General features: G+C 62.6%; 13 protein-coding genes. 11 read left to right on the top strand and 2 right to left on the bottom strand.

What is annotated here, in order from left to right:
• Positions 1–41 precede the first annotated feature (41 nt).
• The 8 genes from ACSYDV_RS19185 (at position 42) to ACSYDV_RS19150 (ending at position 21,684) form a co-directional block, all read left to right on the top strand.
• Positions 42–12,410 carry a filamentous hemagglutinin family protein gene (locus ACSYDV_RS19185; protein ID WP_438325525.1) on the top strand — a complete coding sequence of 4,123 codons (12,369 nt, stop codon included), beginning with the start codon at positions 42–44 and terminating at the stop codon, positions 12,408–12,410.
• 105 nt (positions 12,411–12,515) lie between these two features.
• On the top strand, positions 12,516–13,421 hold the full coding sequence (locus ACSYDV_RS19180) for a SapC family protein (RefSeq protein WP_438325523.1): 906 nt from the start codon (positions 12,516–12,518) through the stop codon (positions 13,419–13,421).
• Positions 13,422–13,424: 3 nt separating this feature from the next.
• A complete protein-coding gene (locus tag ACSYDV_RS19175; RefSeq protein ID WP_438325522.1) occupies positions 13,425–14,051 on the top strand; it encodes an OmpH/Skp family outer membrane protein in 627 nt (208 codons plus the stop codon).
• A gap of 354 nt (positions 14,052–14,405) precedes the next feature.
• Positions 14,406–14,993, top strand: a complete 588-nt coding sequence (locus ACSYDV_RS19170; protein WP_438325521.1) for a hypothetical protein — start codon at positions 14,406–14,408, stop codon at positions 14,991–14,993.
• A 777-nt stretch (positions 14,994–15,770) separates the two neighbouring features.
• The gene (locus ACSYDV_RS19165) at positions 15,771–16,619 is read left to right on the top strand and encodes a phytanoyl-CoA dioxygenase family protein (protein ID WP_438325520.1); all 849 of its coding nucleotides are present in this window, start codon (positions 15,771–15,773) and stop codon (positions 16,617–16,619) included.
• The gene (locus ACSYDV_RS19160; protein ID WP_438325518.1) at positions 16,616–17,389 is read left to right on the top strand and encodes an alpha/beta hydrolase family protein; all 774 of its coding nucleotides are present in this window, start codon (positions 16,616–16,618) and stop codon (positions 17,387–17,389) included. Before ACSYDV_RS19165 ends, ACSYDV_RS19160 begins: the two co-directional genes overlap by 4 nt.
• Positions 17,390–17,576: 187 nt before the next feature.
• Positions 17,577–20,243: a TonB-dependent receptor gene (locus ACSYDV_RS19155; protein ID WP_438325517.1), complete on the top strand. Its 2,667-nt coding sequence runs from the start codon at positions 17,577–17,579 to the stop codon at positions 20,241–20,243.
• Positions 20,244–20,355: 112 nt separating this feature from the next.
• A complete protein-coding gene (locus tag ACSYDV_RS19150; protein ID WP_438325515.1) occupies positions 20,356–21,684 on the top strand; it encodes an MFS transporter in 1,329 nt (442 codons plus the stop codon).
• A 7-nt stretch (positions 21,685–21,691) separates the two neighbouring features.
• Here ACSYDV_RS19150 and ACSYDV_RS19145 read toward each other — a convergent pair whose 3' ends face one another.
• Both ACSYDV_RS19145 and lldD read right to left on the bottom strand, forming a co-directional pair.
• Positions 21,692–22,426: a FadR/GntR family transcriptional regulator gene (locus tag ACSYDV_RS19145; protein ID WP_438325513.1), complete on the bottom strand. Its 735-nt coding sequence runs from the start codon at positions 22,424–22,426 to the stop codon at positions 21,692–21,694.
• A gap of 88 nt (positions 22,427–22,514) precedes the next feature.
• Positions 22,515–23,663 (bottom strand): FMN-dependent L-lactate dehydrogenase LldD, encoded by a 1,149-nt coding sequence (lldD, locus tag ACSYDV_RS19140; protein WP_438325511.1) that lies wholly within the window; start codon positions 23,661–23,663, stop codon positions 22,515–22,517.
• Positions 23,664–23,763: 100 nt separating this feature from the next.
• On the opposite strand from lldD, the gene ACSYDV_RS19135 reads away from it, so the two are divergent.
• From ACSYDV_RS19135 to ACSYDV_RS19125, 3 genes are all read left to right on the top strand, one after another.
• Positions 23,764–24,564: an SDR family NAD(P)-dependent oxidoreductase gene (locus ACSYDV_RS19135; RefSeq protein ID WP_438325509.1), complete on the top strand. Its 801-nt coding sequence runs from the start codon at positions 23,764–23,766 to the stop codon at positions 24,562–24,564.
• A 43-nt stretch (positions 24,565–24,607) separates the two neighbouring features.
• Positions 24,608–25,447: a fumarylacetoacetate hydrolase family protein gene (locus tag ACSYDV_RS19130; RefSeq protein WP_438325507.1), complete on the top strand. Its 840-nt coding sequence runs from the start codon at positions 24,608–24,610 to the stop codon at positions 25,445–25,447.
• Positions 25,448–25,520: 73 nt separating this feature from the next.
• Positions 25,521–26,477, top strand: coding sequence for a C-terminal binding protein (locus tag ACSYDV_RS19125; RefSeq protein WP_438325506.1), 957 nt, complete (start codon positions 25,521–25,523; stop codon positions 26,475–26,477).
• The last annotated feature ends 100 nt before the right edge of the window (positions 26,478–26,577 follow it).

Here is a 26,577-nt window from a genome sequence, read left to right as displayed (position 1 = left end):
GCGGCTGCCTGCCCGGCCGCCAGCCTGCCGGAGTATACACTGTGACCCATGACCGCTCCTTCCGCCACAAGCTCCTCATCAGCGCTTCGCTCTCGGCCCTGCTGCTTGGCGGGGTTGCACAGGCCCAGTCCGAAGGCGGCTGGGGCCGGGGGCGCGGTGCGGGCGCCGATCCGGCGGCGACCGCCGCGCGGGTCGCGCAAGAGCAGGCGCTTAAGCAGGCCCAGACCAGCAGCGCTACCCAGCGTGCACTCGATGCGCTCCGCCGCGCAACGCAGACCCGCACTCAGATGCAGGACGCGCAGATGCAGGCGCGCATCGCCGCGCAGCAGGCCCTTAACGCAATCCCCAACGGTCTTGGCCAAGGCGGACTTCAGGCTGCGCCCGAGATCGAGATCGATCCCAGCCTATGGGTAGGCGCGGGCGGCCCGCAGCAGGGCGCCGGCAAGGACGGCCGCACGAACGTCACGGTCGAGCAGACGCAGCAGAAAGCGATCCTCACCTGGGACAGCTTCAACGTCGGACGGGAAACTGATCTCACGTTCAACCAGCAGGGCGCCGACTGGGTCGTACTCAACCGCGTCCGCGATGCCGATGCGTCGCAGATCCATGGCAGCATCAACGCCAAGGGCACCGTCCTCATCCTCAATCAGAACGGCATCCTGTTCGGCGGCGCGTCCTCCGTCAATGTCCGCAATCTCGTCGCTTCCAGCGCCAATATCACCAACGACGACTTCCTGAACCGTGGCATCTACTCGCAGCTTCAGGGCACGAACTATCTGCCCAGCTTCACCGGCGCTGGCGGCGCGATCACGGTTGAGGCGGGCGCACAGATCAGGACCCATGCACCCACCAGCATCACGTCAGGCGGCGGCTATGTGCTGCTGATGGGCACGGAAGTGACAAATGCGGGCAGCATCACGACGCCCAGGGGACAGACCCTGCTCTCGGCGGGTGACGAGTTCATCGTCCGCCGTGGCTACGGCACGGCGGAGAATCCATATTCGACGACGCGCGGCAACGAGGTGCGCGGGCTGATTTCCGGCGGTTCGACCAGCGGCGCGGTGACGAACAGCGGTCTTATCGAAGCGACGCAGGGCGACATCACGCTGGGTGGGCGAACAATCCGGCAGGACGGCGTGCTCGTCTCCACCACCGGGGTCAATCAGCGCGGCACCATTCATCTGCTCAACGGTGCGTCCGACACGCAAGGCTCGGTCACGCTCGGCAAGGACAGCCTCACCATCATCCTGCCTGAACTGGAAGCCAAGGACACCGCGCTCAACGGCCAGCGCGATGCGCTCATCAAGGAAAGCACCACCGCCAACGCCAACCGCCTGAGCACCACCACCGGCGGGTTCGATGACCGCTCCACCCTCGCTGACCGGCTCGACCAGTCGCGCATCGAGATCGTCACCGGGGGTGACGTCGTGTTCGAGGGCGGCTCCAACACCAGCGCTCAAGGCGGTCAGGTCGCCGTGCAGGCCAATGCCGGACGGATCACCGTGGAGAAGGATGCGCGGATCGATGTGTCCGGCGTGATGGGCGTGGCCCTCGACATGGAGTCCAACTCGATTCTGGTCAACGTCCAGGGCAACGAGATGCGCGACAGCCCGGCGAACCGCGATAACGACAAACTGCGCAGCAACGATGTGTGGATCGATGTCCGCGATCTCATCCTGTTGCCCGATGGCACCGGCGGCTATGAGGGCGACCGTTGGTATACCGCCGGCGGCCTCCTCGAAGTTGGCGGTCATCTCGCCAATATGGCCCACGGTATCGGTGAATGGACGGCGGTCGGCGGCACGATCACGCTCGCCGCAAACGAGGTCGTCGCGCAGCAAGGTGCAGTGTTCGACATATCCGGCGGGAGTCTCGACTATGCCGCGGGTTGGGTGAACTCGACACGCGTGCTCGGCGCGGACGGCAAGCTTTATGATCTGCGCCATGCCCCCGCTGGCATAAAGATGGTCGCCTGGGGCGACGCGTTCATCCGCAATCATGAGCGCTGGGGCGAAGCCTACACCCAGGTCTGGTCCCATCCGCTCGGCGGCGCTCGCTCCTCGCGCCGCTGGTCCGATGGCTACAGCGTCGGACGCGATGCTGGTCAGCTCATCCTCTCCGCGCCCACCGTCATCATGGAAAGTGATATCGTCGCTGGCGTCATCAACGGCGAACGACAGACCAACGCACGCGCCGATGGCGTCTCCGACGGATACAAGCTCGGTCAGCATACAGTCGCAAAGGCAGGCACGCTGGCGCTTGGCCGATATGGCGTGCTTTCGGGCCTGGGCCTGTTTGACGTGGACGTGAAGATTGGCGACTTCGATGCCATAACGCCAGAGATTACTACTGATCTCGGTTTGCCCGATATCCGGGTCGGCACGGCCTGGTTCGATGCCACCCGGCTGAACGAGGCCGGTCTGAGCGGGATCAAGCTGGAGACACGCGGCGCAATTGCGGTCGAGAGTGACCTTCGCCTCGCCAATGGTGGGTCGGTCGATCTGGTCGCCCCGACTATCGATATCGCCGCGAACATCACCGCACGTAGTGGCTCAATCAAGGCGACCAATCTGTTTCCGGGCGGCGCGGGTCGCGGTGGCGGCGAGGTTCTGCTGGATGCCGACGGCGCGGCGCGTCTGCAATTGCATGACGGCGCCACGCTCGACGTGCGCGGCCTGTGGGCCAACGCGGCTTCAGGCGATGCGGCGGGTGAGCTTTTGTCGCATATCGACGGGGGAGTCGTGAGCCTGTCCTCCACCCATGATGTCATTGTTGAAGCCGGTAGCATGATCGATGCTTCCTCCGGCGCCGCGATCCTCGCGCAAGGTCAGATGGCCGGGGGGAGGGGCGGCGACGTTTCGCTGATCGCCGACGTGGTCAACGCTACTGCTGATCCGGATGGCGTGTTGATGCTTGGCGGACAGATACGCGGCGAAGGTGTATTGGGCGGCGGCACCCTTCACATCGAAACCGGCACGGCATTCGTGATCGGCGAGGGGGGCGGCGGAACATCGATTGACCCGGCGCTCTTCCAGACCGGATTCTCGGACTACCGCGTTGTCGGGCGTAAGGGCGTTACGCTGAGCGAGGGCACCAGTCTCGCAGTTTCCATGCCAGTGCTGCGTTTCACCGGCACATCGATCGAAACGGCAACGGGTGCAGATCCGACCGCAGCGCTCGAACTGTGGACACCGCCAACCTATACTGAAGATCAGGAGAGCGGCATTCTCGGCCAGCGCGGCGGGGCGAGCCTGACGCTCGCTGCCACGCTTGGCGCGGTCAAGGGCTCCGACCGGGCGACCGGCCAGATCATGATCGGTCGCAATTCATCGATCATTGTCGATCCCGGACAGTCCATCACGCTGCTGGGAAGCGATGTCTCCGTCGATGGCAATCTGACGGCCTGGGGCGGTTCCATTGTCCTCGATGTGCCAAGGAGCGACATCATTATGAAGGCGGGGATCGGCTCCACCAACCCCGGCCTCATTCGCATCGGCAGCGCAGCAACTCTCGATGTGGCGGCGCGCGCCGCCACTGCGGTTGACAGGCTCGGCCGCCGATACGGCATTGTAGCTGATGGCGGTACGATTGCCATAGGCGGACAGCTCGATTGGGAGACGACAGGGTTCGCATCGACCGCGGCCGACGCTTTTGTGGTGATCGAGAGCGGCGCCCTTCTCGACGCATCCGGCACGAGCGCGACACTCAATCTGGGCAACCTTAAGAACCCGGTTCCGGTTGCCAGCAATGGCGGGTCTATTATCGTCAAATCGAATGTCGGCCTTTATCTCGACGGGACGATGATAGCGAAATCCGGGGGGGAGGGCGCTGCGGGTGGCACGCTCGGCATTGCGCTGGAATCGGCGACCTACAGGCTCGAGAACACGCCCGCGAAACTGCTGCGGTCGCGCGAGTTTATCCTGTCGCAGGAACATGGGCCCAGCCTGGTTCCAGCCGGCTTTGGTACGGATGAGGGAGCCTCAGCGCTCACCGCCGGCACGGGCTATCTGGGCGTGGACCGGATCAACGATGGCGGCTTTGACAACCTGTCCCTGCTGGTGGGCGGCGCGCTGTCATTTGCGGGCGATGTCTCGCTCTCGCTTGGGCAAAGTGTGCGCCTCTATGCCGGCACCTATGCGCTGGCCGAGGGGGCGAGCGACGTCTCCACTGTCTCGATCAAGGCGCCATATGTGCGTCTTGCCGGGGTTACGGGCAATGGTGCGGACGGGCACGTCCTACCGGTTCTGCACTGGCGCTACGGCCCTTCGACAGCGGAAACGGCAGCGCTGTTCAAGGTCGAGGCGGATCACATTGACGTCCGCGACCGGGTTGGATTCGGCGCCCATGGCACCGACCTGTCGACCGGGGCCGCGGTGGACCGCCGCGGCTTCTCGATGGTCGACGTCACCAGCCGGGGCGACCTGCGCTTGCTGGCAGGCACGCCCGGCGGAGGGCTGACCACCAATTACACGAGCGAACTTTCGAGTACCGGCGATATTACCATCACTGCCGCGCAAATTTATCCGGCGACCGGCGCGGGCGGCCAGATCGTTGCGGGTTATATGGGGACGGGCGGTTCCCAGCCTTACAGGCCGGGCAGCGTGCTGACCATCCGCCGTTATGGCGACAGTCTGGCGCCGGTGCCGCTATCGGCATTTGGCAATCTGGGCCTTGGCGCGGAAACGATAAACCAGGGCGGCGTGGTGCGTGCGCCGCTGGGCCTCATCACGCTTGGCAGCGCCATAAACAGGACGATCACCCACCAGATCAACTTGTTGCCCGGCAGCGTAACATCGGTGAGCGGTAATGGCCTGATCATGCCCTATGGCGGCACCGTTGACGGCATCAAATATCTGTATGACGGCGTGGATCTGAAAATCGACGGCGTGGGCGGAACCGACGAGGGGCGCGGAATCGACGTTCAGACGGCGCGGCTCAACGTGCAGGAAGGTGCTGTGCTCGATCTTTCGGGCGGCGGCGACCTTTTGGGTGCAGGCTTTGTCAGCGGTCGGGGCGGCTCTGTAGACATTCTCCAGACCGGCCTTGCAAATTCCCGGCCGGGCTATGCGCCAGGCTGGAATGGGGATGCCGTCTACGCCATCGTCCCCTCTGTCACGACAGGTTACGCCCCGGTCGCGCCCGACGCAGGGCATGGCGATCCGGCGATTGGCCAGCAGATAACGGTCCCCGAAGGCGTTCCCGGTCTGGCTGCAGGCACCTATACCTTGATGCCGTCCACTTATGCCTTGCTGCCCGGTGCCTTTCGCGTGGAGATCGGGCCCGATCTGCCGAACGGCCCCCTTGCAGGCGGCGCTAATTCAATTGGCAACGGATCCTATCTTTCGTCCGGCATACTCGGCTTCGCGAATACGGGCATTCGCAATGCCCTGCCGGCGCAAATCATCCTGACATCCGCCAATGCCGTGCGCGCGCATAGCAGCTATAATGAAATGGGTTACAACGCCTTCGTAACGGCCGACGCTACCAGGCTTGGAATACCGCGTGGCATGCTGACGTCCGACGCCTCGACGCTGGACTTGCAGTTCGTACGCCATCCAGCCGGCACGACCGGGCTGGCGCTTACCATGGCCGGCGAGGTGCGCCTCGACGCACAGGTCAAAAGCGAGGGCTATGCAGGGGCCGTACAGGTGCGCGGCATCGACGAAGTCGTTGCTGCGGGTAGTACCGCAACCTTGGGCTTGGCCGGCGCCTCGGTGGATGCCGGGGCTCTGAGCGCGCTGAAAGCTCCGCGCCTCGTCCTCAATGCCCGCCTGGATTCATTCTACGGGAAAACCGGCCGCTATGTCAGCATCCGGGCTGAGCGTTCGCTGACGATCCGCAGCGGGGCGATCATCTCTGCTGCCGATATCATCATTGGCGGTGCAAAGCTGGGGCAGACCGATGGTGGATTGCTGACGGTTGAAGAAGGCGCCGTGCTCAGCACGATTGGCGCGGGCCAGTCCAGCTATGATTCGAACGATGGTTACACCTTTACCGGCAGAGGCGTGCTCGCATTGTCCAACGGCTGGTTCAACCTGCTACTGGAAGACGAAAACCCGAACGATCCCAACGGCCTTTATGTCGATCTAGGCGCCTGTGTGACGCAGGCCTGCGATACGCCTACCCAGCTTTTGTCGGAAGGCACAATCGCGCTGGCCACCAATCGCACGCTGACGATCGAACCAAATGTCAGCTATGGCACACGCAATCTCGTGCTGGCGCTATCGACAGTCAACCTCGGCGAGACGGCTGCACTTGCGGCTGCCCGAGCCGATGGCCTCGTTCCAGCCGGGCTTGATCTCAACCAGGCGCGCCTTGCGGAATTGCTGGCAGGCAACACTGCCACCAAGGCGCCAGCGCTGGAAACGCTGGTGCTGAATGCCAGCCAGTCGGTCAATGTCTATGGCGCGGTCGATCTCGACGCATCCTCGCTGGATCGCCTCGTTTTGGGCACGCCCGCCATCTACGGCTATGGCGCGGCGGGAGAGGTCGCAACAATTCGCGCTGACGAGTTCGTCTGGACCGGCAGAAGCAACCTTCCCGGCGCGCCGGTGGCGGCGGCTTTGGGCAGCGGTTCTCTCGAAATTCAGGCGGAATCCATCCTTTTCGGCTATGGTCCGAATTCGCAGGCTTCCAGCACAGAAGTGGACGAGCGTCTGGCCCTCGGCTTCCAGCAGGTCAGCCTTAACGCGGCGCAACGCATAGCCGCCAGCGGCAAGAGCACGCTTTCGGTATATGAGCAGCGCGGCGACTTTGTCACCGGACAAGGGTGGAATTATAGCGGCGGCAATCTGACCGTCTCTTCCCCGATCCTCACCGGCGAGGCCGGGTCCGTATTCACGGTCAAGGCTGGCGGCGACGTATCCATAACCGCGCCCGAGGACATGACGGGCAACCATAGGAGCGACCTGCTGGGCGCGCAGATCGCCATTTCCGGCCACCGGATTACAGTCGACAGCGCTATCGTCCTGCCTTCGGGCAAACTGACGCTGAGCGCCGCCGAGGATATCACACTCGCCGCGAATGCCCGCATCGACCTTTCCGGTCGCCTGGTGGAGATCTTCGACGCCAAGCAATATACTTGGGGCGGCGATCTTGTCCTCTCCAGCACTGGCGGCAATATTGCCGCGCTGGAAGGCTCAACCATCGACCTGTCCGCCATTAACAACCGCGCCGGTTCGATCCATGTCACCGCCCTTGGCGCCGACGCGGGCCTTGTGGACCTTGCCGGAGCGATCCTCGGGACGGCAACCGGCGAGACCAATATCGGCGGAACGACAGCGGCCTATGACACGGCTGAACTGACGATACGCGCGCAGACGCTTGCCGATTTTTCCGGGCTCAACGCGCGGCTGAACGATGGCGGCGTGTTCGCCGCGCGGCGTTTCCAGATCAAACAGGGCGATCTTGTCGTCGGTGACGGCGTGCGCGCAAATGAAGTGCAGATTGTTGTGGATGGCGGCGACCTCACGGTTAACGGAACGATTGATGCGTCGGGCTATCAGGTCGGGACGATCCGTCTGGCCGCAGCGGGCGACCTCACGGTCAACGGCACGCTGGATGCGCATGGAACCGGGCTACGGGTCGACAGCTACGGCAAGATCATCGACAGCCCCAACCGGGCGATTGTCGAGCTGACCAGCCGCGATGGCACCCTGTCCCTGACCGACAGTGCCCGCATCGACTTGCGCGTAGCGACCGATGCCAAGGTTTCCACGGCTTATGACAATGTCGCGCGCGGAACCCTTGACCTGAACGCTGCCCGGCGCGGGACAAACGACGTGGCGCTGGAAGTTGGCGGCAACGTGATTGTGCGGGGTGCCAAGACCATCGCGGTCAATGCCTTCCGCAGCTATGACGATGCGCCGTTTGCGGCCCTGCCCGACGTATCGGGCAACCGTCCGCAACTGATTACCCAGGCCTATCTCGATACGATCGACGGCCACAGTCAGACCTACATCAACGCGGCGCTGGGCAATACGGCGCTAGGCGCGCGGTTGACGGGTCTGGGCGTCTATCACCTGCGCCCCGGTGTCGAAATCGTCAGTGCGACGCCGAATGGCGATTTGACGGTATTGGGCGATCTCGATCTTTCGGGCTATCGCTATGGCCCGCAGGCCAATCGGAATGACCCGCAGCGGCGCGGCTATGGCGAACCGGGTGTGCTGGTTCTGCGCGCAGGCGGCAACCTCAACATCTTCGGCAGCATCAATGACGGCTTCGCGCCGCCAGTCGCCACGCCGGATGACAATGGCTGGGTGTTGACCGAAACCAATCCGCCCGCGGGTCTGCCGGGCGGCGGCTATACCCCGTTCGGCGGCGATATCATTGTTCCGATCGATGGTGTCGTGCTCGATACCGGCACAAGTTTCCCGGCGGGTTCGACGCTGAACTACGATGTGCCGGTCGATGCCGCGTCTCTTCCCGCCGGCACGGTGCTGCCGGTTGATGTGATACTCTCCGGCCCGTTCCTGATCGCCGCCGGGCAGGCGTTGGCGGCAAATGTCTACAACTCGGATGGTTCACTGGCCTATGCCGCCGGCACGGTTCTGGATCAGACCGCAACTCTCACGGCGGGTATGCGGCTTGGTGCGGGCACAACGCTGTTCGCCCGCGCGGATGTGATGGCGATGACCTGGCCTAAGGGCGTGCCATTGCCGGTCAAGATGGTGGCAAGCGCGCAAGTGACGCTGGCGCGCGGATCGCTGATCCCGTCGATGAGCGAAGTGCAGCTGGTGGATGATCTGGGCATCAACCTGCGCCCGGCGGATCAGGGTTTCACCAACCGCAACTGGGCCGTTGCCCCGATGCTGGGTGAGGGGACGACGAGCTGGAACCTGCAACTGGTGGCCGGCGCCGATCTCGCATCGGCGGATCGCCGCGCGGTCGACCCGGCCTCGGCGGGGACGATTTTGCTGGCTGACTCGCATTATTCGGGTGCTCCCACCTATTCCAGCAAGGGCGGCAACGAGGTTCTGGTGTGGGCGCCGGGGAACTGGGCCGGCATGCCAGAGGGCGAGCCGGTCAAGGAAGAGGAGATGACACTGTGCAACACCTTCCCCGAGCTGTGCGAATTGAAGTCCGTCGGCGGGGGCGTGATCGTCTGGGCACCGGGCAACTGGGCCGGCATGCCGGAGGGCGAACCGGTCAAGGAAGAGGAGATGGTGCTGTGCCAGACCTACGCCGAACTGTGCGTCACCAAGCCCGCTGGCGGGGATGTGATCGTCTGGGCGCCGGGCAACTGGGCTGGCATGCCGGAGGGAGAGCCGGTCAAGGACGACGAGATGACGCTGTGCGAAATCTACGCAGAACTGTGCGTCGTCAAGCCCGGCGGGGGAGAACAGGTCTGGACGGGTTTCGACTATAAGGCTCCCGGTTTCAGCGTACTGCGCACTGGCACCGGCGATCTTTCCCTGACGGCCGCGGGCGATATCCGGATGGATTCGCTGTTCGGCGTCTATACCGCGGGCACATCGACGGTGGCCGGGGAGGGCTATGATCTGCCACGCGGCACATTGCAAAATGGCGCCCTCGTCGGCGGGGATGGCGATTATTCCGCAGCGCTTGCCGCCTATCGTGCCTGGTATCCCGATCACGGCGGCAATCTCACCATATCCGCTGGCCGCGATCTGGTGGGTGACATCATGGGCTACCGCAGGGCCGGTTCCGCCACCTATGCGTCCAGCGCTGTCGCGGGCAACTGGCTGTGGCGGCAGGGCACGGGAAGCGCGCTTGTCGACAAGGCGACACCCACCGCGTGGTGGATCAATTTCGGGGCCTATACGTCGCGTTACGAAAGCGGCGCTGTCTCCCATCCGGCCACGTCGGGCTTCACCGGCTTTGGCACATTGGGCGGCGGCGATCTGTCGGTTCAGGTCGGCGGTGATGCCGGACGCACCGGATCGCGGGGCGGGTATCATGTCAGCGACAACGGCGATGTGCGCAGCCGCGGCCTGATACTGGCGGTCGGCTCAACGGGCCGGGTTGGCGCCAATGGCGCGCTCACCCTCACCGGCGGCGGCGATCTTGAATTACGGGTGGGTGGCTCACTGAACCCCTATACCGAGGCAAATAACAATACCGCCAAGACGGCCTTGGGCGGCAGCATCATCAACCTGCGCGGTGCAACCAGCGTCGGCGCTGGCGAGATTGGCGCCGTGCAATCGGGTTACCGGGCGATTACTCTGCCCAATCCCCTTGACCCTCGCGGCACAGACCCGTTCGAGCGAACCAATGCAAACGCGCTTTCGGGCGTGGCGCTGGTGCCCGGCGATTCGGTGTTCACCGTCCAGACACGGGGTGATCAGGTGATCGCCGGCGCAGGTGATGCGACGCGCAGTGTTGCCCTCAACAGCTCGCCCTTCGCCGCAAAAGGCACAAGCTATGGCGGCGGCGGCTGGAGCTGGTTCAGCCTCTGGACTGAGAACACCGCGATCAATCTCTTCTCCGCCGGCGGAGACATGGCCCCTAGCAAGCGGGGCGTGGATGACAGCTACGCATTGCTGAACTCAGCGGATATTGCCGACACCTGGCCTTCGGTCCTGAGGATTGGCGCCTTGAGCGGAAACCTCTATTTCGGTGCATCAGCGGGCTGGATGGATAAAACCCTCACCAGCGATGTTCTGGCGCCATCATCATCCTCCGAACTTCTGATCCTCGCGGCAGGGTCAATCTACGGGGGTGACCGTGCGGTCGGCGGCGGTCTGGCCTCGCGCCATGTCATCAGCCTGTCGCCCAGTGGCACAAGGGTTGTGACGATCTTCGATCCGGCCTTTGTCGGGCGCGCCCGCGCGAGGAATTCCGAAGTGGTGACCAACCTCTCGCTCGATGGCCTTTCGCTCGACGCACAGCAGAATGGCCGTATCAACACCTGGAACGAACATTTCTCGCATTTCGCTCTGGGGGCAAATAGCGCGGCGCTCAATACGCCGGGCGAAGGCGCGCACGATCCCGTTCGCATTTATGCCGGGACGGGTGACATTGTCGGCCTGAGCACGGGCGACAAGCGAAGAATGGGCGTCGACCAGGGACGGGTCTATGGCGAGTGGCTGGTGGCGGCGGCACCGCTGCGGATGATGGCCGGCCGCGATATCGTGGCCAGCGGTAGTCTGGAGCAAACCAACCTGATGCTTCACAGCAGCCCGACCGACATATCGGTGGTTTCGGCAGGCCGTGACATCATTTACGGAAACTTCACCGTCGCAGGTCCGGGCACGCTCGAGATTTCGGCGGGGCGCAATCTCCTTATGGAGGATCAGGCCGCCGTAACATCGATCGGCGCGGTTATTCCCGGCGATACCCGGCCCGGTGCTTCTATCGCAATGGCTGCTGGCATGACGGACGTGAACTGGCAGGATGTGCGCCTGAGTTATCTCGATCCCGCAAATCTTGCCGATCCGGCACGTCCGCTCGCCGACCCGGAAAATGCAGGCAAGGTCGCCAAGGTCTATACCAAGGACCTGGCCGACTGGCTGAAGAGCCGCTACGACTTCACAGGCACGGACGCTGAGGCGCTCACCTATTTCGACGCCCTCGCGCCGGAGCATCAGCGTGTCTTCCTGCGGCAGGTCTATTTTGCCGAGACCCGTGAAGGTGGCCGCGAGTACAACGATCCGGACAGTCCGCGTTTCGGCTCCTATCTCCGCGGCCGCGAGATGATCGCCACATTGTTCCCCGACAAGGATAAGGACGGGAATGAGATCACCCGCACCGGCGACATCCTCATGTTTGGCGGATCGGGTGTGCGCACCAATTTTGGTGGCAACATCGAGATGCTTGCGCCGGGCGGTCAGATCGTGATCGGCGTGCAAGGTCTGGTGCCGCCCGCAAGCGCCGGCGTGGTGACGCAGGGGGTGGGCGATATTCGCCTCTATAGCGAGAAGTCGATCCTGCTCGGTCTGTCGCGCATCATGACAACCTTCGGCGGGTCGATTTTCGGCTGGTCCGCGACGGGTGACATCAACGCGGGTCGCGGCGCCAAAACGACGGTGCTCTACACCCCGCCGCTTCGCACCTACGACGCCTATGGCAACGTGCGGCTTGCGCCGCAGGTGCCATCGTCGGGTGCGGGTATTGCTACCCTCAACCCGATCCCCGAGGTTGCACCGGGCGACATCGATCTGATTGCCCCGCTGGGCACGATCGACGCTGGTGAGGCTGGCATCCGCGTGTCGGGCAACATCAACCTCGCTGCGCTTCAGGTGCTCAACGCCGCAAATATCAAGGTGCAAGGCGAAGCCTCGGGCATCCCGGTCGCGGCGGCAGTGAATACCGGAGCGCTGACCTCGGCCAGCTCTGCGGCGAGCGCAGTCGCCAATCAGGCGGCGAACCTTGCCGAGAGGTCACGCCCGCAGGTTCGCACCGAAGTGCCCACTATCGTCACCGTGACCTTTGCAGGTTTTGGCGAGTAGGACCTCGCCGGCTTTGGCGCTGCCCCATAGCGCCATTCCACCGGACCGGCGGCTCTCTTCGGATGGTCGCCAGTTCGGACAATATGAATTGGAGATATGATCATCATGTCAGACATTGCCGAACCGACGGCCGCGGCCGCGACATTTACGAATCCAGCGTCTTCCAGTCCTGAGGCCGCACCGCTGCTGCCTTTGTTTTACAAGGCGTTGCAGCCGCTTAACTCCCGGCTTCATGCCGACTGGCGCCTGCACGGAGGTGATGCGGGTTTTGCCAACGAGACGCCGTTCGTGCCGGTGGTGGTGGGTGAACTCGCCGCAATCTCACGCAGCTATCCCGTCGTGTTCGCAGCCGACAGCGCGCAGCCGGTGGCGGTGCTGGGTCTGGAACGGCAGAACCTGTTCGTCGCGGACGGGCGCTGGGCGCAGGACGCCTATGCGCCCGCTTATGTGCGTCGTTATCCCTTCGCCTTAATCCAGACCGCCAATCCGGACGGGTTTGCGCTGGCGATCGACAGTAGCTCGGAACGCGTGACGCAGAGCGGAACCGAGGGCGCGGCCCTGTTCGAGGATGGTCATCCCAGTGACCTGACGAAACAGGCGCTGGCCTTCTGCGACGCGTTTCAGTCGGATGCTGCGGCGACCAGAGCCTTCACCGATGCGCTGAAGGCACAGGGCTTGCTGATCGATCGCCGGGCGGACGCGACCCTGCCCGATGGCCGCAAGCTGGGGCTGGAGGGATTCCAGATCGTCGATGAGGAGGCGTTCGGCAAACTCGCAGACGATGTGGTGCTGGATTGGCACCGCAAGGGCTGGCTGGCAGCCGTGCATTTCCACCTGGCCTCACTCGATCGGTTCAGCCTGCTGCTGAACCGTCGGGCGCTCGCTGCCGCTGCCGATGAAGCTGTCACGCAAGCGTCATCAACGGATGCTTCGGCGGACGAAGTCGTCCTTCCCAATTTCGAAGACGTAGCGTCGGCCGAACCCGCGGCGCCAACCAAGAAGAAAGCCTGACCGATGAAATCCCCCCTCCTTCTCATCTCCGCCTTCCTGCTCGTGACCACCGCTTCCGCGCAAACGATCGGCGGCGCTCCGGCGGGAACGCCAGCCGCCGCAGGGCAGCCGGCTGCCCAGCCGCTCGGCGGCCCGGTTATCCCAGGTCTGTGCCTGCTCTCACGCGAGGCAATCTTCGCCAATGCTGAGGTCGGCAAGGCCGCCAGCGCCCGCCTTCAGGACCTGACCCGCGCGGCGCAGACGGAGATCGATAGCCAGCGCCCGGTGATCGAGGCCGAGGCCAAGGCGCTCGAAGGGCAGAGTGACAATGCCGCGAACCGACAGAAGCGCGAGGCGCTAGCTGTTCGCTGGCAGGCGCTTCAGCAAAAGGCGGCGCATACCAGCCGTGAAATCGAGGCGACCCGCGCCAAGGTGCTGGAGCGCATCGCCAATGAAGCGCAGCCAGTGATCACGCAGGTCTATACCTCCAGGAAGTGCGGGATGCTGTTCGATCGCAATGTTGCAATGGGCGGCAATTTCGCGAACGACCTGACCGCCGACGTGGTGCGTGCGCTCGATGGCCGGATCCAAACGATCACGTTCGAGCGCGAGCGCCTGCCCGAGCAGCCTGTCACGCCAGCGCAGCGCTAAGCCGAGGCAGGCGATGCGATGCTGAAGGGATTGCTTCGCGGCTGGCGGGGATCGCCATCGGCCTGGCGGCTTTCCGGGTGTTCGGGATCTTGCGTGCCCGGGACTGTGCGGGTCTTCGATAGCCATCTGGCGGGCATCGCCCTGCTAGCTGGTGCGCCGATCACGACTATGCGGCGCGCGGACCATGGTTGAGACAGGTGCGCGCCGCGGCTGGGGGCAGGCAATAGCGCAGCAAATACGCCTTCGCAGGCTGAAGCGCACGCGTCTGATCGGTCGCATGGACGCGCGCATTTCCCAGTTATTGTCGATGGGCGGAGCCTTGTTGCTCGCAATCCTGTTGCTTGGAGTGATATGATGAGTAGTTCACCGCCCCGCCGTTCACGGTATGCCCGGATCGCCTGGAAACTGGCCTCGGCCATCGGCATTGGCGCGGTTGCCGCATCCGCTCCAGCCTCGGCGCGAAGCATTTCACCTCAGGAAGCGCCTGCCGAATGGTTGGCCTATGCCAGCGATGCGACGACGACGATCAGCAAATGGCTCGAGGCAGAGAGTGAAAGTGCCATGCGGCTGCGTGCCTACCTCAATGCGATGCGCCCCGCGTCCGATCAGCCGACTGCACCGCTTCTCATCAAGGTCTGGATCAATGCAGACGGCACGGTGTCGCGCATCGACCACGCGCCGTTCGCGCATGCAGGGGCAAATGCCGATCTCAAGGCGTTGATCGTCGGCGGCCACCTCGACATGCCTCCGCCCGAGGACATACTTCTTCCCCTGCGCATCCTCGTCCAGATTCCGCCCGCGCCAGAAGACACGTCTCGGGAATCGGTGCTCGATAAGGCCAGCGGCACGCTGCGCTCTACTGAGGAAGTCGGGCGTTCAGCTACCGGGGCGCTGGGCCTGTCCGATCGTGGCGGGCTCGACCAGTTGCAGCTTCAGGGCTAAACGCTCTTCAAGCCGCCAACGCTCATTGAGGGCGCCACGTTCAAATGCCGTCTCGAAAGGCGCCAATGGCGCCGACGTCCCCTGATCGATGAAGCGCTGTCCCTCGCCATGAGCGAGATCATTCTTCCTTTCGGCTTCACGGTTTGGAACAATATACATACAACATATTGAATTTAATCAATATATTCCACAATGGACATGAGGTATTTTCGCTATTTGGTGTCCGTCCGGCGATAGCGGAAATACCAGACCTCATGGCCTCGCATTCTGGCGCATGTTATCGCGGTTTTTCGTATCTAAGCGTATGATTTTCGGATGAGAAAAAACCTCGTGTCCTTCGCGATTTTATAAGCACTGGGTAATATTCGTGCAAATCCCACTGAACTTCGGTGCTGCGGATCAAGGAATTTTCTTGGAAGTTGGCGTTGAAAGGCAGTTAGCTTCGGGTCTGCTTTGCGCCTCATGTCGGCCGGTTCCGCAAACTCTGGTCCTTTCCTAATAACTGCCGTTCTTTTTTGCGCGGAACGACGTGTATCGATCCACACATGTGATTTCGACGGTGGTTCTCCCGGGGGGCGACAGTTGCACCATTTGCGGCGAACTGATCATTGTCCCGGGGGAGATGCGGAGCGAGGTAGAGTCGGTGTTTTGCTGCCTTGACCCCGAAGCCTTCCGGATTGACTCGCTCTAAAATATAATCATATTATATAGACAGTGATCTTAATTATAATCATATAAAGAATATCGCTTCGGGCGACCATACAGGAGAGGTGGCGAATGTCAGTGAAGGCCCTGGAACAGCGTCTCGTCGAGTTTCGCGAGCGCGGCTATACGATTTTCGAAGGCGCTTATGATGCGGGGCAGATGCAGGCGTGGAAGGACCGCTATGACGATATGGTCCGGCGCAACACGCCGCCGGGTGCGTCGGAGCGGCGTCTGCGTGTGACCAGCGCGCTGGAGCAGGAGCCCGGGCTGATGTTGCCAGCGGTTAATAATCAGGAAGTGCTCGATTTCGCGGAGCGCGTCATGGGCCCCTTCATCCAGCTCGACAATCTCACCTTCATGGCCTTCCCGTCCGAGCCCAAAGAGCAGGCTGAGGGCAAGGTGAGCTTCTGGCACCGCGATCGCTGGGGCTGGATGCCCGATGGACCCCAATATATCCGGCCCATCGCCTGTAACGCGATCTGCTATCTGCAGGACCTGACCGACGAATATGGTCCGCTGCGCGTCGTCGAAGGATCGCATCGGCGGGCGGTGACCATCGAATCCGACGGGCATCGCACTCTACCACATCCCGAAGAAACGGTGCTAAACGTGAAGGCTGGCGATGTGGTCTTCACCCATTGCTCGCTGTTGCACACGGGTACGCCGAACACGTCGGGCAAGCCGCGCTATTTCTTCAGCACCTATTATAACCGCGTAGGTCTGCCGACGCGCGACAATCACAACGGCCCCGCCGTTCAGCGGATCGTCGAAGCGGCGCGCGCACGCAACGATCGCCGGTTGATGCGACTCTTTGGTGTCGACGATCTGATCGAAGCGCGCGCGAACAGTCTGTTCCTCAAACCGGATGAAGAGATGTGGGGGCGGTGGATCGCCGAGGATCGTGCTGCCCTCGAGCCGTGAAAACCGGTCTGCAAACCGCGCGTCTGGGGGATATTCCACTCATATGGGCTGAACCGGCAAGCGCGGGCGCGCGACCGCTGGTCCTCTGGTTGCACGCCTTCAGCTGGTCGAAGGAGGATGTCGCGCCGCAACTGCTCGAACTGGCCGCGCGCGGCTTCGTGGCGGTGAGCTGGGATTTGCCCCAACATGGCGAACGAAGCGACGAGACGCCCGATGAGATCAGGCAGCGTGTCCGCAGCGACCTGCGCCGCCATTTCTGGCCGATCCTGGCCGGTGCTGCCGAGGAGGCGCCTGCCATCATCGACTGGGCCGTCGCGCAGTTCGGCTGTTCTGCCGATGTGGGCATCGGCGGCATCTCGATGGGGGGCGATATTGCGGTCGTGTCGGCCGGGCTCGATCGCCGGATCGCGCGTGTCGCCGCGGTTTTGGCCACGCCGGACTGGTTGCGCCCGGGATCGCTTGAGCCACAGGGCGTGGCGGCGGAAGAGCAATGGGCATTGTATCGCCGGTTCGATCCGCTGACCCATCCCGCGCATTACCGGCATTGTCCCGCGATGCTGTTCGTCTGCGGCGCGGAGGATCGGCAGGTGCCTCCCGAAGGAGCGGAGGCGTTCGTTGCGATGCTGGAGAATCTCTATCCGGACAGGGCGGCGCATCTGGCGATCGCGCGCCAACCCGGCATCGCACATCGGTTCACGCCGTGGATGTGGAGCGAGGCGCTTTCATGGTTCGAGGCTCGCCGCGATCCTGACGCCCTGTTTTCCCACTAGTTTCGTATAGATCACAGGCGAATTGTCATCAGACATAGCAGCTTGACGTCAAAAATAATTAGGCATATTAAATGATATATATTCTGATAAACAATATGGTATTATAACTCAGAATCAACGGAATTGCGCGGTTTTAAGATAACGATAAATCGGCCGGAATCGCAGGTCGGCCAAATGGGAGGAAAGCATGTTGCGTAAAGCACTATTCGTATCCGTGTCCGCAATGGCGGTGACGTCGCTGGCCGGTGTGGCGAATGCCCAGGAGCAGGTCGCACCGGCAGCGCCGGCGCAGGACGAGGCTTCGGGGGCGGGGGATCCGGAGATCATCGTCACCGGCGTCTTCAGTGCGACCTCGATTGAACGTGCACCGATTTCGATCACCGCCGTAACCGAAGATGCGCTGAAGCGTCAGGCACCGATCAGTTCGGCCGATGCCTTGAAGAGCGTCCCCGGCGTGTTCGTCAATTCGTCGCTCGGCGAAATTCGCAACATCGTCTTTTCACGCGGGGTGTCCGCTCGCTCGCTCGAAGCCGCCGGCGGTTATTTCTACATATCGTTGCAGGAGGATGGCCTGCCCGTCGAGCCGGTGACCGCGACTAACTTCGGCCCCGACTATTTCAGCCGCCTCGACCTGATGAACAATCGCATCGAAGCGCTGCGCGGCGGCACCGCAGTGGTGACGGGCGCGAACGCCCCGGGCGGTATCTTCAACTATATCTCGAAAACGGGGAAATCCGCCCCCGGCACGCAGTTCCAGTTCAAGCTTGGTCTTGAAGGTGACGGCAAATCGCCGCTGTATCGTTTCGACGGCTATACCGGCGGGCAGATCGCCGACAGCGATCTTTATTATGCGATCGGCGGTTTTTATCGCGTCAGCGACGGGGCCCGCTATCCTGGTTACAAGCTGAACAAGGGCGGCCAGATCCGCGGCAACCTGTTGTGGGATTATGGCGAGGGATCGCTGACGATCCGCGGGAAATATCTGAACGATCATAACGGCTGGTTCGAGACATTGCCGGCGCGCGACTTCAAAGATCCCAAGATTCTGGCGCCGTACACCAATTTGTCGTCGGTTCTTCCGCCCGCATCGCCGCACAGCTATCCCGATTTCGGCACCGGTGAATTGCGTGACTGGGACGGGTCAAAGCTCGTCAAGAGCACGGCGGTGGCCTTTGACGTGGACTGGCGTCACGACCTCACCGACAATATCCAGATCAGTAACAGCTTCCGCTTTTCACGCAACAAGGCGCATTGGAACACCGTCGCGGTCAACTTCGCGACGCCGCTGACCGACGCCGACGGGGGTATCCGTACGATTCAGGGCACCAACGGGATCGACGGCACTTATACCTACCGGCTCCCGGACGGCTCGGTTGCAGCCGTGGTGTCGCAGGTGGGCGCGACGCGCACCCTGGTTACAAACAATCTGCCCAACCAGAATATCCTTGCCGGCGGGATTATGGCGGGGCTCGCTTATCAGCCCGATTTCCGGTCGGAAACTTTTCAGGATCAGCTGACGATATCGGGAACCTTCGGGCGGCATCGCCTTTCGCTGGGCGCTTATTTCAATCAATCCACCTTTCATCAGCGTTTCTCGGGCGCTGGCGGCGGGGTCATGACCCTCACGCCGCGGCCGGTGCTTTTGAGCACGACGCTGACGCGCCCCGACGGTTCGGTCTATCTTGTGACGGATTCATCGGGCTGGGCGGGGATCGGGCAGGGCCTTGCCATCCGCGAGAGCGGAACGAAGATGACCGACATTGCGATCTATGGCGGCGATACCTGGGAAGTGACGGACAAGCTCACCATCGATGTCGGCGGTCGCTATGAAAGCCTGAACTATGACTCATACACCTATGTGCCCGTGGCGTTTACGGGCAACAAGCTGACCACCGGCGGGCGGGACGGCAATCCGCTGACGCTGTACGACAACGCGACCACGGCGCGCGGTGCAAGGCTGCCGTTCAAGCGCAAATATGACTATTTCGCCTTCTCGGGCTCGGCCGCCTATCAATTCTCCGATACGTTCCAAGCCTATGCCCGGTACACCAGCGGCAAAAAAGCGCCGGACTTCGGCATTCTGTCGGGGATCACGACGGTGGGGGCGATCGCAACGATTTTCCCTTCGCCGGAGAAAATCCAGCAGATCGAGATGGGGCTGAAATATCGCGATAACGGCATATTCATCCAGGCCTTCCCGTTCTGGAGCAAGAATTCGAACATCGCAGATAATCAGACCTTCACCTACAAGCCCGGGACGCCGAACGCGGGAACAAACTACTCGCCGCCACCGGTGTTTGGTCGGGTCGAAACCTATGGCATCGAGATTTCCGGTGATTTCGACGTCACCGACCAGTTGAATCTCCACGCCGATCTGACGCTGCAAGACCCGAAGGCAAGCGGGTTCAGCACATATACCCAAGGCCCCAAGGGTGACGGCACCGACGATATCGTCAGTACGGTTCCTTCGGGCACGGCGGACAATAATCCGAAGGTCATCGCCCGCGCGACGGCGACCTACCGGCCGGTCGAGGCGGTTTCGCTGTTCGCCACCTATTCCTATCTTGGCAAGCGCGCCGCCAACCGCCGCGAAGCCTGGTATCTGCCCGCGTTCAGCACGGTCGATGTTGGCGTCGCATGGGATGTGAACAGCAACTTCAGCGTTCAGGGCAATGTCACCAACCTGTTCAATACCGTCGGCATCATGGGCTGGGCGAAGGGCGGCAGCCTGCTGACCGCTCTCGATAGGCAGACGTTGACGCCTGCACAGGTGCAGGCCGATCCAAACCAGCTGTTTTCCGTCCTGCCGAACCAGCCCCGGGCTTTCTATCTTACACTCTCGATGAAGCTCTGAGCGAATGCGCATCTGGCCGTTGGTTTGAGGCCGGTTGCGAGCGAGCGACCGGTAGACGGGTCCTCGATCAGATGCGCATAGCAGTACGGCCGGGGTGGGGAGGAGCAGGCGAATGAATGACGTGAGCGGTCTGGAGCCCAAAACAACGGGCTTGCTCTCGGGATGGCCGCTCGTCGCCATCCTGATGTTCTTCTACTTCCTGTCGTTCGTCGATCGCGCGCTGATCTCGCTGATGGTCGAACCGATCCAGCGCGACCTCGATTTCACCGATGTCGAGATGGGCCTGTTGCTGGGACCAGCGTTCGGTATTTTCTATGCCGCCGCGGGTATTCCCCTCGGCCGGCTGATGGACCGTTATTCCAAGCGCTGGCTGTGCATGGGTGTGGTAGCATTTTGGGGCCTTTCGACCGCGGTATCAGGCATGGCGACCAGTTTCTCGCTATTCTTTGCCAGTCGGCTTGGGCTCGGCGCGGGGGAAGCGGGCCTGTCGCCTGCCGCCTATTCGCTCATGGCGGAGCAAGTGCCCCGCCGACGCCTTGCTACCGCCTATTCTTTCTACACCATCGGCGCCTTTGCCGGAGGCGGCCTCGCGATCGTGGGCGGCGGCTGGCTCGTTCACAAGCTGGCGCATGCAGGTATGGTCGCAGTGCCACTGCTGGGACAGTTTTATCCTTGGCAGCTGACCTTTCTGCTGGTCGGGGGGCTGACTATCCTGGCCGCGCCGCTGGCACTTTTGTTGCGCGAGAATCTGCGTCCGGCAGCATCCGAAATGCCTGCGGATGGCGGGCAGGCGCCAGGCCTGTGGGCGTTGATCCGCACCGATCCGCTGTTCTACCTCGGTTACCCTTTCGCGTTTGGATCGGTGAATGTCATCGTGACGGCGTTCCACGTATGGACGCCCACTTTCATGTCGCGAACCTATGGCTGGAACATCGAAGAAGTCGGCATCGCTTATGGTGCGACGCAGGGGATTGCCGGGGTGATCGGGCTTCTTGCAATGGGCTGGCTGGTCGAGCGCCTCTATAATCGCGGCATGACCGATGCGCACGCCAAGATTCCGGCGATCGGCTTGTGCCTCTCGATCCCGGCGATGATTGCCGGCATTCTCTCAGGGAGCCCGACGGCTTTCCTGTTCGCCTCGACCCTCTTCTGGGGTGTGACCTATACCTATGCGGGCTATGCCCCGGCTGCGTTGCAGTTGGGAACGCCGGCGTCTTTGCGGGCCAGTATCGGTGCGGTCTATGTGACCTTCCTGTCGGTAATGGGCCTGTTCATCGGGCCGACGATGGTCAGCTGGTTCACCGAGGGCGTCTTGCAGGACAAATCACGGATCGGCCTGTCGCTGGTTTTCGTGATGATCATATGGACGCCGATCGCTATCGCCGCGCTCCTTCTGATCGCGAAACGGCTGCGCACCAGACACGCTCGCGGCATGCCCTGACGGAGTGCTAGCGTTTCGACAGTCGGCGGGCTTCGCTTCCCTTCGTCTCCGACACGCGTGCGACCGTGCCCTTCGAATAATCGATCAGCTTGCGCATCGCAACGCGGGCCTCGGTGCCGTTGCGATCGACAATAGCATCAAGGATAGCCTTGTGCATAGCGAGCGAATGTCCGGTGCCGTCGGGATTGTCCGCCCCGATCCGGAAGCTGATGACCAGCGCCGATTCCACGACTCGCCCCAGCGACGCGAACATATCGTTGCCCGAAGCCTCGATGATCGCGCGGTGGAAGGCGAGATCGGATTCGATGCTGTCGTGCGATCGCCCCGCCGCGGCCATGGCATCAAAGGCTTCGCCCATGCGCCGGAAGTCGTGAAGCTTGGCGCGCGACGCGGCCAGAAAGGCGGCGGTTGGCTCGACCATGTGCCGAAGTTCGTACAATTGTTCGAGGACCGCATCGCGGTCTTCCGAGTGGAGCCGCCATTCGAGAATGTCCGGGTCGAGGAAGTTCCAGTTCTCGCGCGGGAGCACGAATGTGCCCGCTTTCGGCCGCGCATCGACAAGCCCCTTGGCGGCGAGCACGCGCAACGCTTCGCGGAGCACGGTGCGGCTGACCCCCAGCCGGGCGCAGCATTCCTCTTGCCCAGGCAGTGTCGCCCCAGGCGCGAATTCACCGGACAATATGGCCTGGCCGAGTTCCTGGATCACGCGGCCGTGCAGTCCCTTGTTTTCACCAGCTTTCATCGGTTTGTGGTTCGCCCGTTAACATATGAAACACGGGATTTATGGCACATAAATATGATCGAATATATAGCTGGCTGTCCCGGTTCCGCTATTGCTGAACGAGGGTCCGGCGATCAAGGTCGGAGACGCGATCGACGCCCGTGAGGCTGAGCGCAACGCGCAGCTCCGCTTCGAAGAGCGACAGCATGTGGCGCACAGCCGCTTCGCCGCCGGCGCCGAGTGCATAGGCCCATGCCCGGCCGAGCAGCACGCAATCGGCACCGAGACAAAGCAGCCGCGCGACGTCCAGTCCCGAGCGAATCCCGCCATCGGCTAGTATCTTGAGCTTGCCTTCCACCGCATCGGCGATCGCGGGAAGCGCTTCGGCGGTCGATGGCACGCCGTCGAGTTGCCGGCCTCCGTGATTCGAGACAATGATCCCGTCGGCGCCGACCGCTGCGGCGATGCTCGCGTCTTCCGGATCGAGTATCCCCTTGATGACCAGCGGGCCCGTCCATTCGCCGCGAATAAACTCGAGATCGCGCCAGGTAACAGCGGGATCGAAATTGCCCCGCATCCAGCCCAGAAAATCGTCGAGACCGCTCCTTTTTCCAAGCAGTGGCGCGACATTGCCAAGACTGTGCGGTGTACCCAGCAGTCCGACATCCAGTGCCCAGCCGGGGTGGCGCATCGCCTGAAATGCGCGCCGAAGAACCCCCTTCAGGCCGGGCGCGCCGGCAAGGCCCGAGCGGTAGTCGCGATAGCGCGTGCCGGGAACCGGCATATCCACGGTGAAGACGAGCACCGCGCAGCCGTGCGTGCGTGCCTGTGCCAGCAAATCGCGCACGAAGCCGCGATCGCGCATCATGTAGAGCTGGAACCAGAAGGGCGCCCGCGCAGCCGCAGCCACTTCCGCCAGCGAACAGGCCGATACGGTCGACAGGCAGAAAGGGATGCCGGCACCTTCAGCCGCGGCGACCGCCTGCCGCTCGCCGCGGCGGGCAAGCATGCCGGCGAGTCCGATCGGCCCCAGCGCGATGGGCATCGACTGCTGCCGCCCGAAAATCTCGATGCCCAGATCGATGCCGGAAACATCGCGAAGCACGCGCTGGCGCAGCGCTATGCGCTGGAGGTCGGCCCGGTTCCGATGAAGCGTGACCTCGTCATAGGATCCGCCATCGACATATTCGAAAAGGAATTTCGGCAGCCGGCGCTGCGCCAGCTCGCGATAGTCGGATATCGATGCTGCAACCCTCATGTCCGGAAAACACCTCCTAAACCTTCAATATTGCCTTGACACTGGGTATATAATCATACTTATTATCCACATCAAAGGTAATTAATAGAATGAGATCGCGATGACGAGCCAAAGTTTTCCCCCTGTCGAAGGCCGAGGTGATGCGGTGGGGAACCATTATGATTTCGAAGGTCGGGTGGCTGTCGTCACGGGCGGTGCGCAGGGCATCGGTTTCGGTGTGGCGCAGCGTATTGTCGCCGGGGGTGGGGCGGTTGCGCTATGGGACCGTGATGGCAAGATGCTCGACGATGCAGGTGCGCGGCTCGGCGACAACGCGCGCGCGCTTCGTCAGCGCGTCGACATTGGCGATCTCGGTGCCGTCGAGGTTGCTGCACAACAGGCGGTCGAGCATTTCGGCCGGATCGATATCCTGATCAACAATGCGGCGCTGGTCGGACCAAATGTTCCGACCTGGGAATATCCGCCTGATGCCTTTCGCGATGTCGTCCATGTGGGCCTGACGGGTGCATTTTACTGCTGCCGCGCGGTGGTGCCGCATATGATCCAGAAGGGCTATGGCCGGATCGTCAACGTGAGTTCGATCGCGGGCAAGGAGGGCAATCCCAACGCCGTCGCCTACAGCTCAGCAAAGGCCGGCCTGCTGGCACTGACCAAATCGCTGGGCAAGGAACTGGCGGGTCATGACATCGCGGTTAATGCGGTGACCCCGGCGTTTGCAAAAACCGCGCTCGCCATGACCCAGTCGCCGCAGCATATCGAATATATTCTTTCGAAGATTCCGCGGGGCCGCATGCTCGATATCGCGGAAGCCACGTCGATGATCTGCTGGCTCGCGACCGAAGAAAACTCGTTCACCACGGCGGCAGTTTTCGACCTTTCCGGCGGCCGGGCGACCTATTGATCCGCAAATCCGCCGACAGGCGACACAATCAGAAGGGATAGATATGCATATTCTCAGGTTCGGTCCGGAAGGAGCGGAGCGATACGGCCTGCTCGACGATGCGGGCGTCATTCGTAACGCATCGTCGGCCCTCGGCGACGATGTCGGCGATTTCAGCCGGGTTGTCCAGGCCCTCGGCCATGTAAATCCACGCGACCTGCCAACCGTGCCCGAAGATGTGCGACTTGGATGCCCCGTCGCGCGCGTCGGGAAGGTCGTCTGCGTCGGATTGAATTATTCGGATCATGCGGCGGAAACCAATATGGAAGTGCCGGTCGAGCCGGTTTTGTTCATGAAGGCGAATACGTCGGTTTGCGGCCCGAATGACGATATCCGGATTCCGGCCGACGCCAAAAAGGTGGACTGGGAGGTCGAGCTTGGCGTCGTCATCGGCAAGCGGACGACGCGTGTGAGCGAGGCTGAGGCGCTGGATCATGTCGCCGGATATACGGTGGTCCACGACGTGTCCGAGCGCGGTTTCCAGCTGGAAGGAACCGGACAATGGCTGAAGGGCAAGAGTCTCGACACTTTCTGTCCTGTCGGGCCGTGGCTCGTTACGCGCGAGGATGCCGGCGATCCGCAGGATCTGGCGATGCATCTCGACGTGAACGGTCAGCGCATGCAGGACGGCTCGACGCGGACGATGGTGTTCAAGGTGGCCTTCCTCGTCTCCTATATCAGCCGCTTCATGACGCTCGAACCGGGCGATATCATTTCCACCGGCACACCGCCGGGTGTGGGGATGGGGCAGCAGCCGCCAGTCTATCTGAAACCTGGCGATCGGGTGGCGCTCGGCATTGAGGGGCTCGGCACCCAGCAGCAGCTGGTCCGGCTGATCGATTGAACCGGCATACAGGGGCGACCGTCTTTCCCGGCAAACCCCTCTGACATTTTCCCTGTTTCCATAAGGACCAAGCATGAAAATCACTGTGACGGACGCGACCTTTCCCTCCCTGACGCACGAGCGCGCGGTTGCCGAAGAATTTGGGGCGGCGTTCGTGGAGGCGAAATGCGTCAGCGCTGACGATGTTATCGCAGCGGCGGAGGGCACCGATGTGCTGATCGTCCAGTTCGCGCAGGTTACGGCGCAAGCGATCGCCCGGCTGGCGCCGGGTTCGCTAATCGTTCGCTATGGCATTGGGCTCGACAATATCGATCTTGCGGCCGCGCAGGCGCACGGGGTGAAGGTCGCCTATGTGCCCGACTATGCCACTGGCGAGGTTGCCGATCATACGGCCGCACTGATTCTCACCATGCTGCGCTGCGTGGTGCCTCTGGACCAATCGGTGCGCGACGGAAAATGGGACGCTGTGGGAGTCGCCGGGTCGCTGCGGGCTTTTCCGGAAACCGTGGTTGGTTTTGTCGGGTTCGGACGCATCGGGCAGGAAGTGCTCGCCCGGCTCAAGCCATTTGGCTTTCAGGCTATCGTCGCCGATCCGTTTGCCGATCCGGAAATGCTTGCCAAACTGGGCGTCGAGGCGGTCGATCTCGACACGCTGTTCGATCGCGCCGACGTGATCACGCTGCATTGCCCGCTCACGCCCGAAACGCGGCATGTGGTGAACGCTGCCAGACTGGCCCGCAAGTCCGACCGGGCCGCGCTGGTCAATACCGCCCGGGGGGGGCTGATCGATCCGGATGCGCTCACCGATGCCCTCGAATCCGGCCAGTTGCGCGCGGCCGCAATGGATGTTTTCGAGAGGGAGCCGTTGCCGCGCGATTCGTCGCTGCGCCATTGTCCGAACCTGATCCTGACCCCGCATGCTGCCTGGTATTCCACCAGTGCGATCGAGCGTCTGCAGTCGCTTGCAGCCGACGAAGTCAGGCGGCATCTCACGGGTCAGCCGATGCGGCGATCCGCAACCGGCGCCTAACGCGGGAAAGGTGCGACGACGGTCGTTTCCGGTTCGTGCACAAGGGGATCGGATGCCGAGGTCGAGCGATGACAGCTTTCTTGTCATCACGGAATCGCGG

The sequence above is a fragment of the Sphingopyxis selenitireducens genome (genome assembly GCF_051550705.1).
Lineage (GTDB): Bacteria > Pseudomonadota > Alphaproteobacteria > Sphingomonadales > Sphingomonadaceae > Sphingopyxis.
Note: the sequence above shows the minus strand (reverse complement) of the source record. Positions and strands in the feature narration are given on the sequence as shown.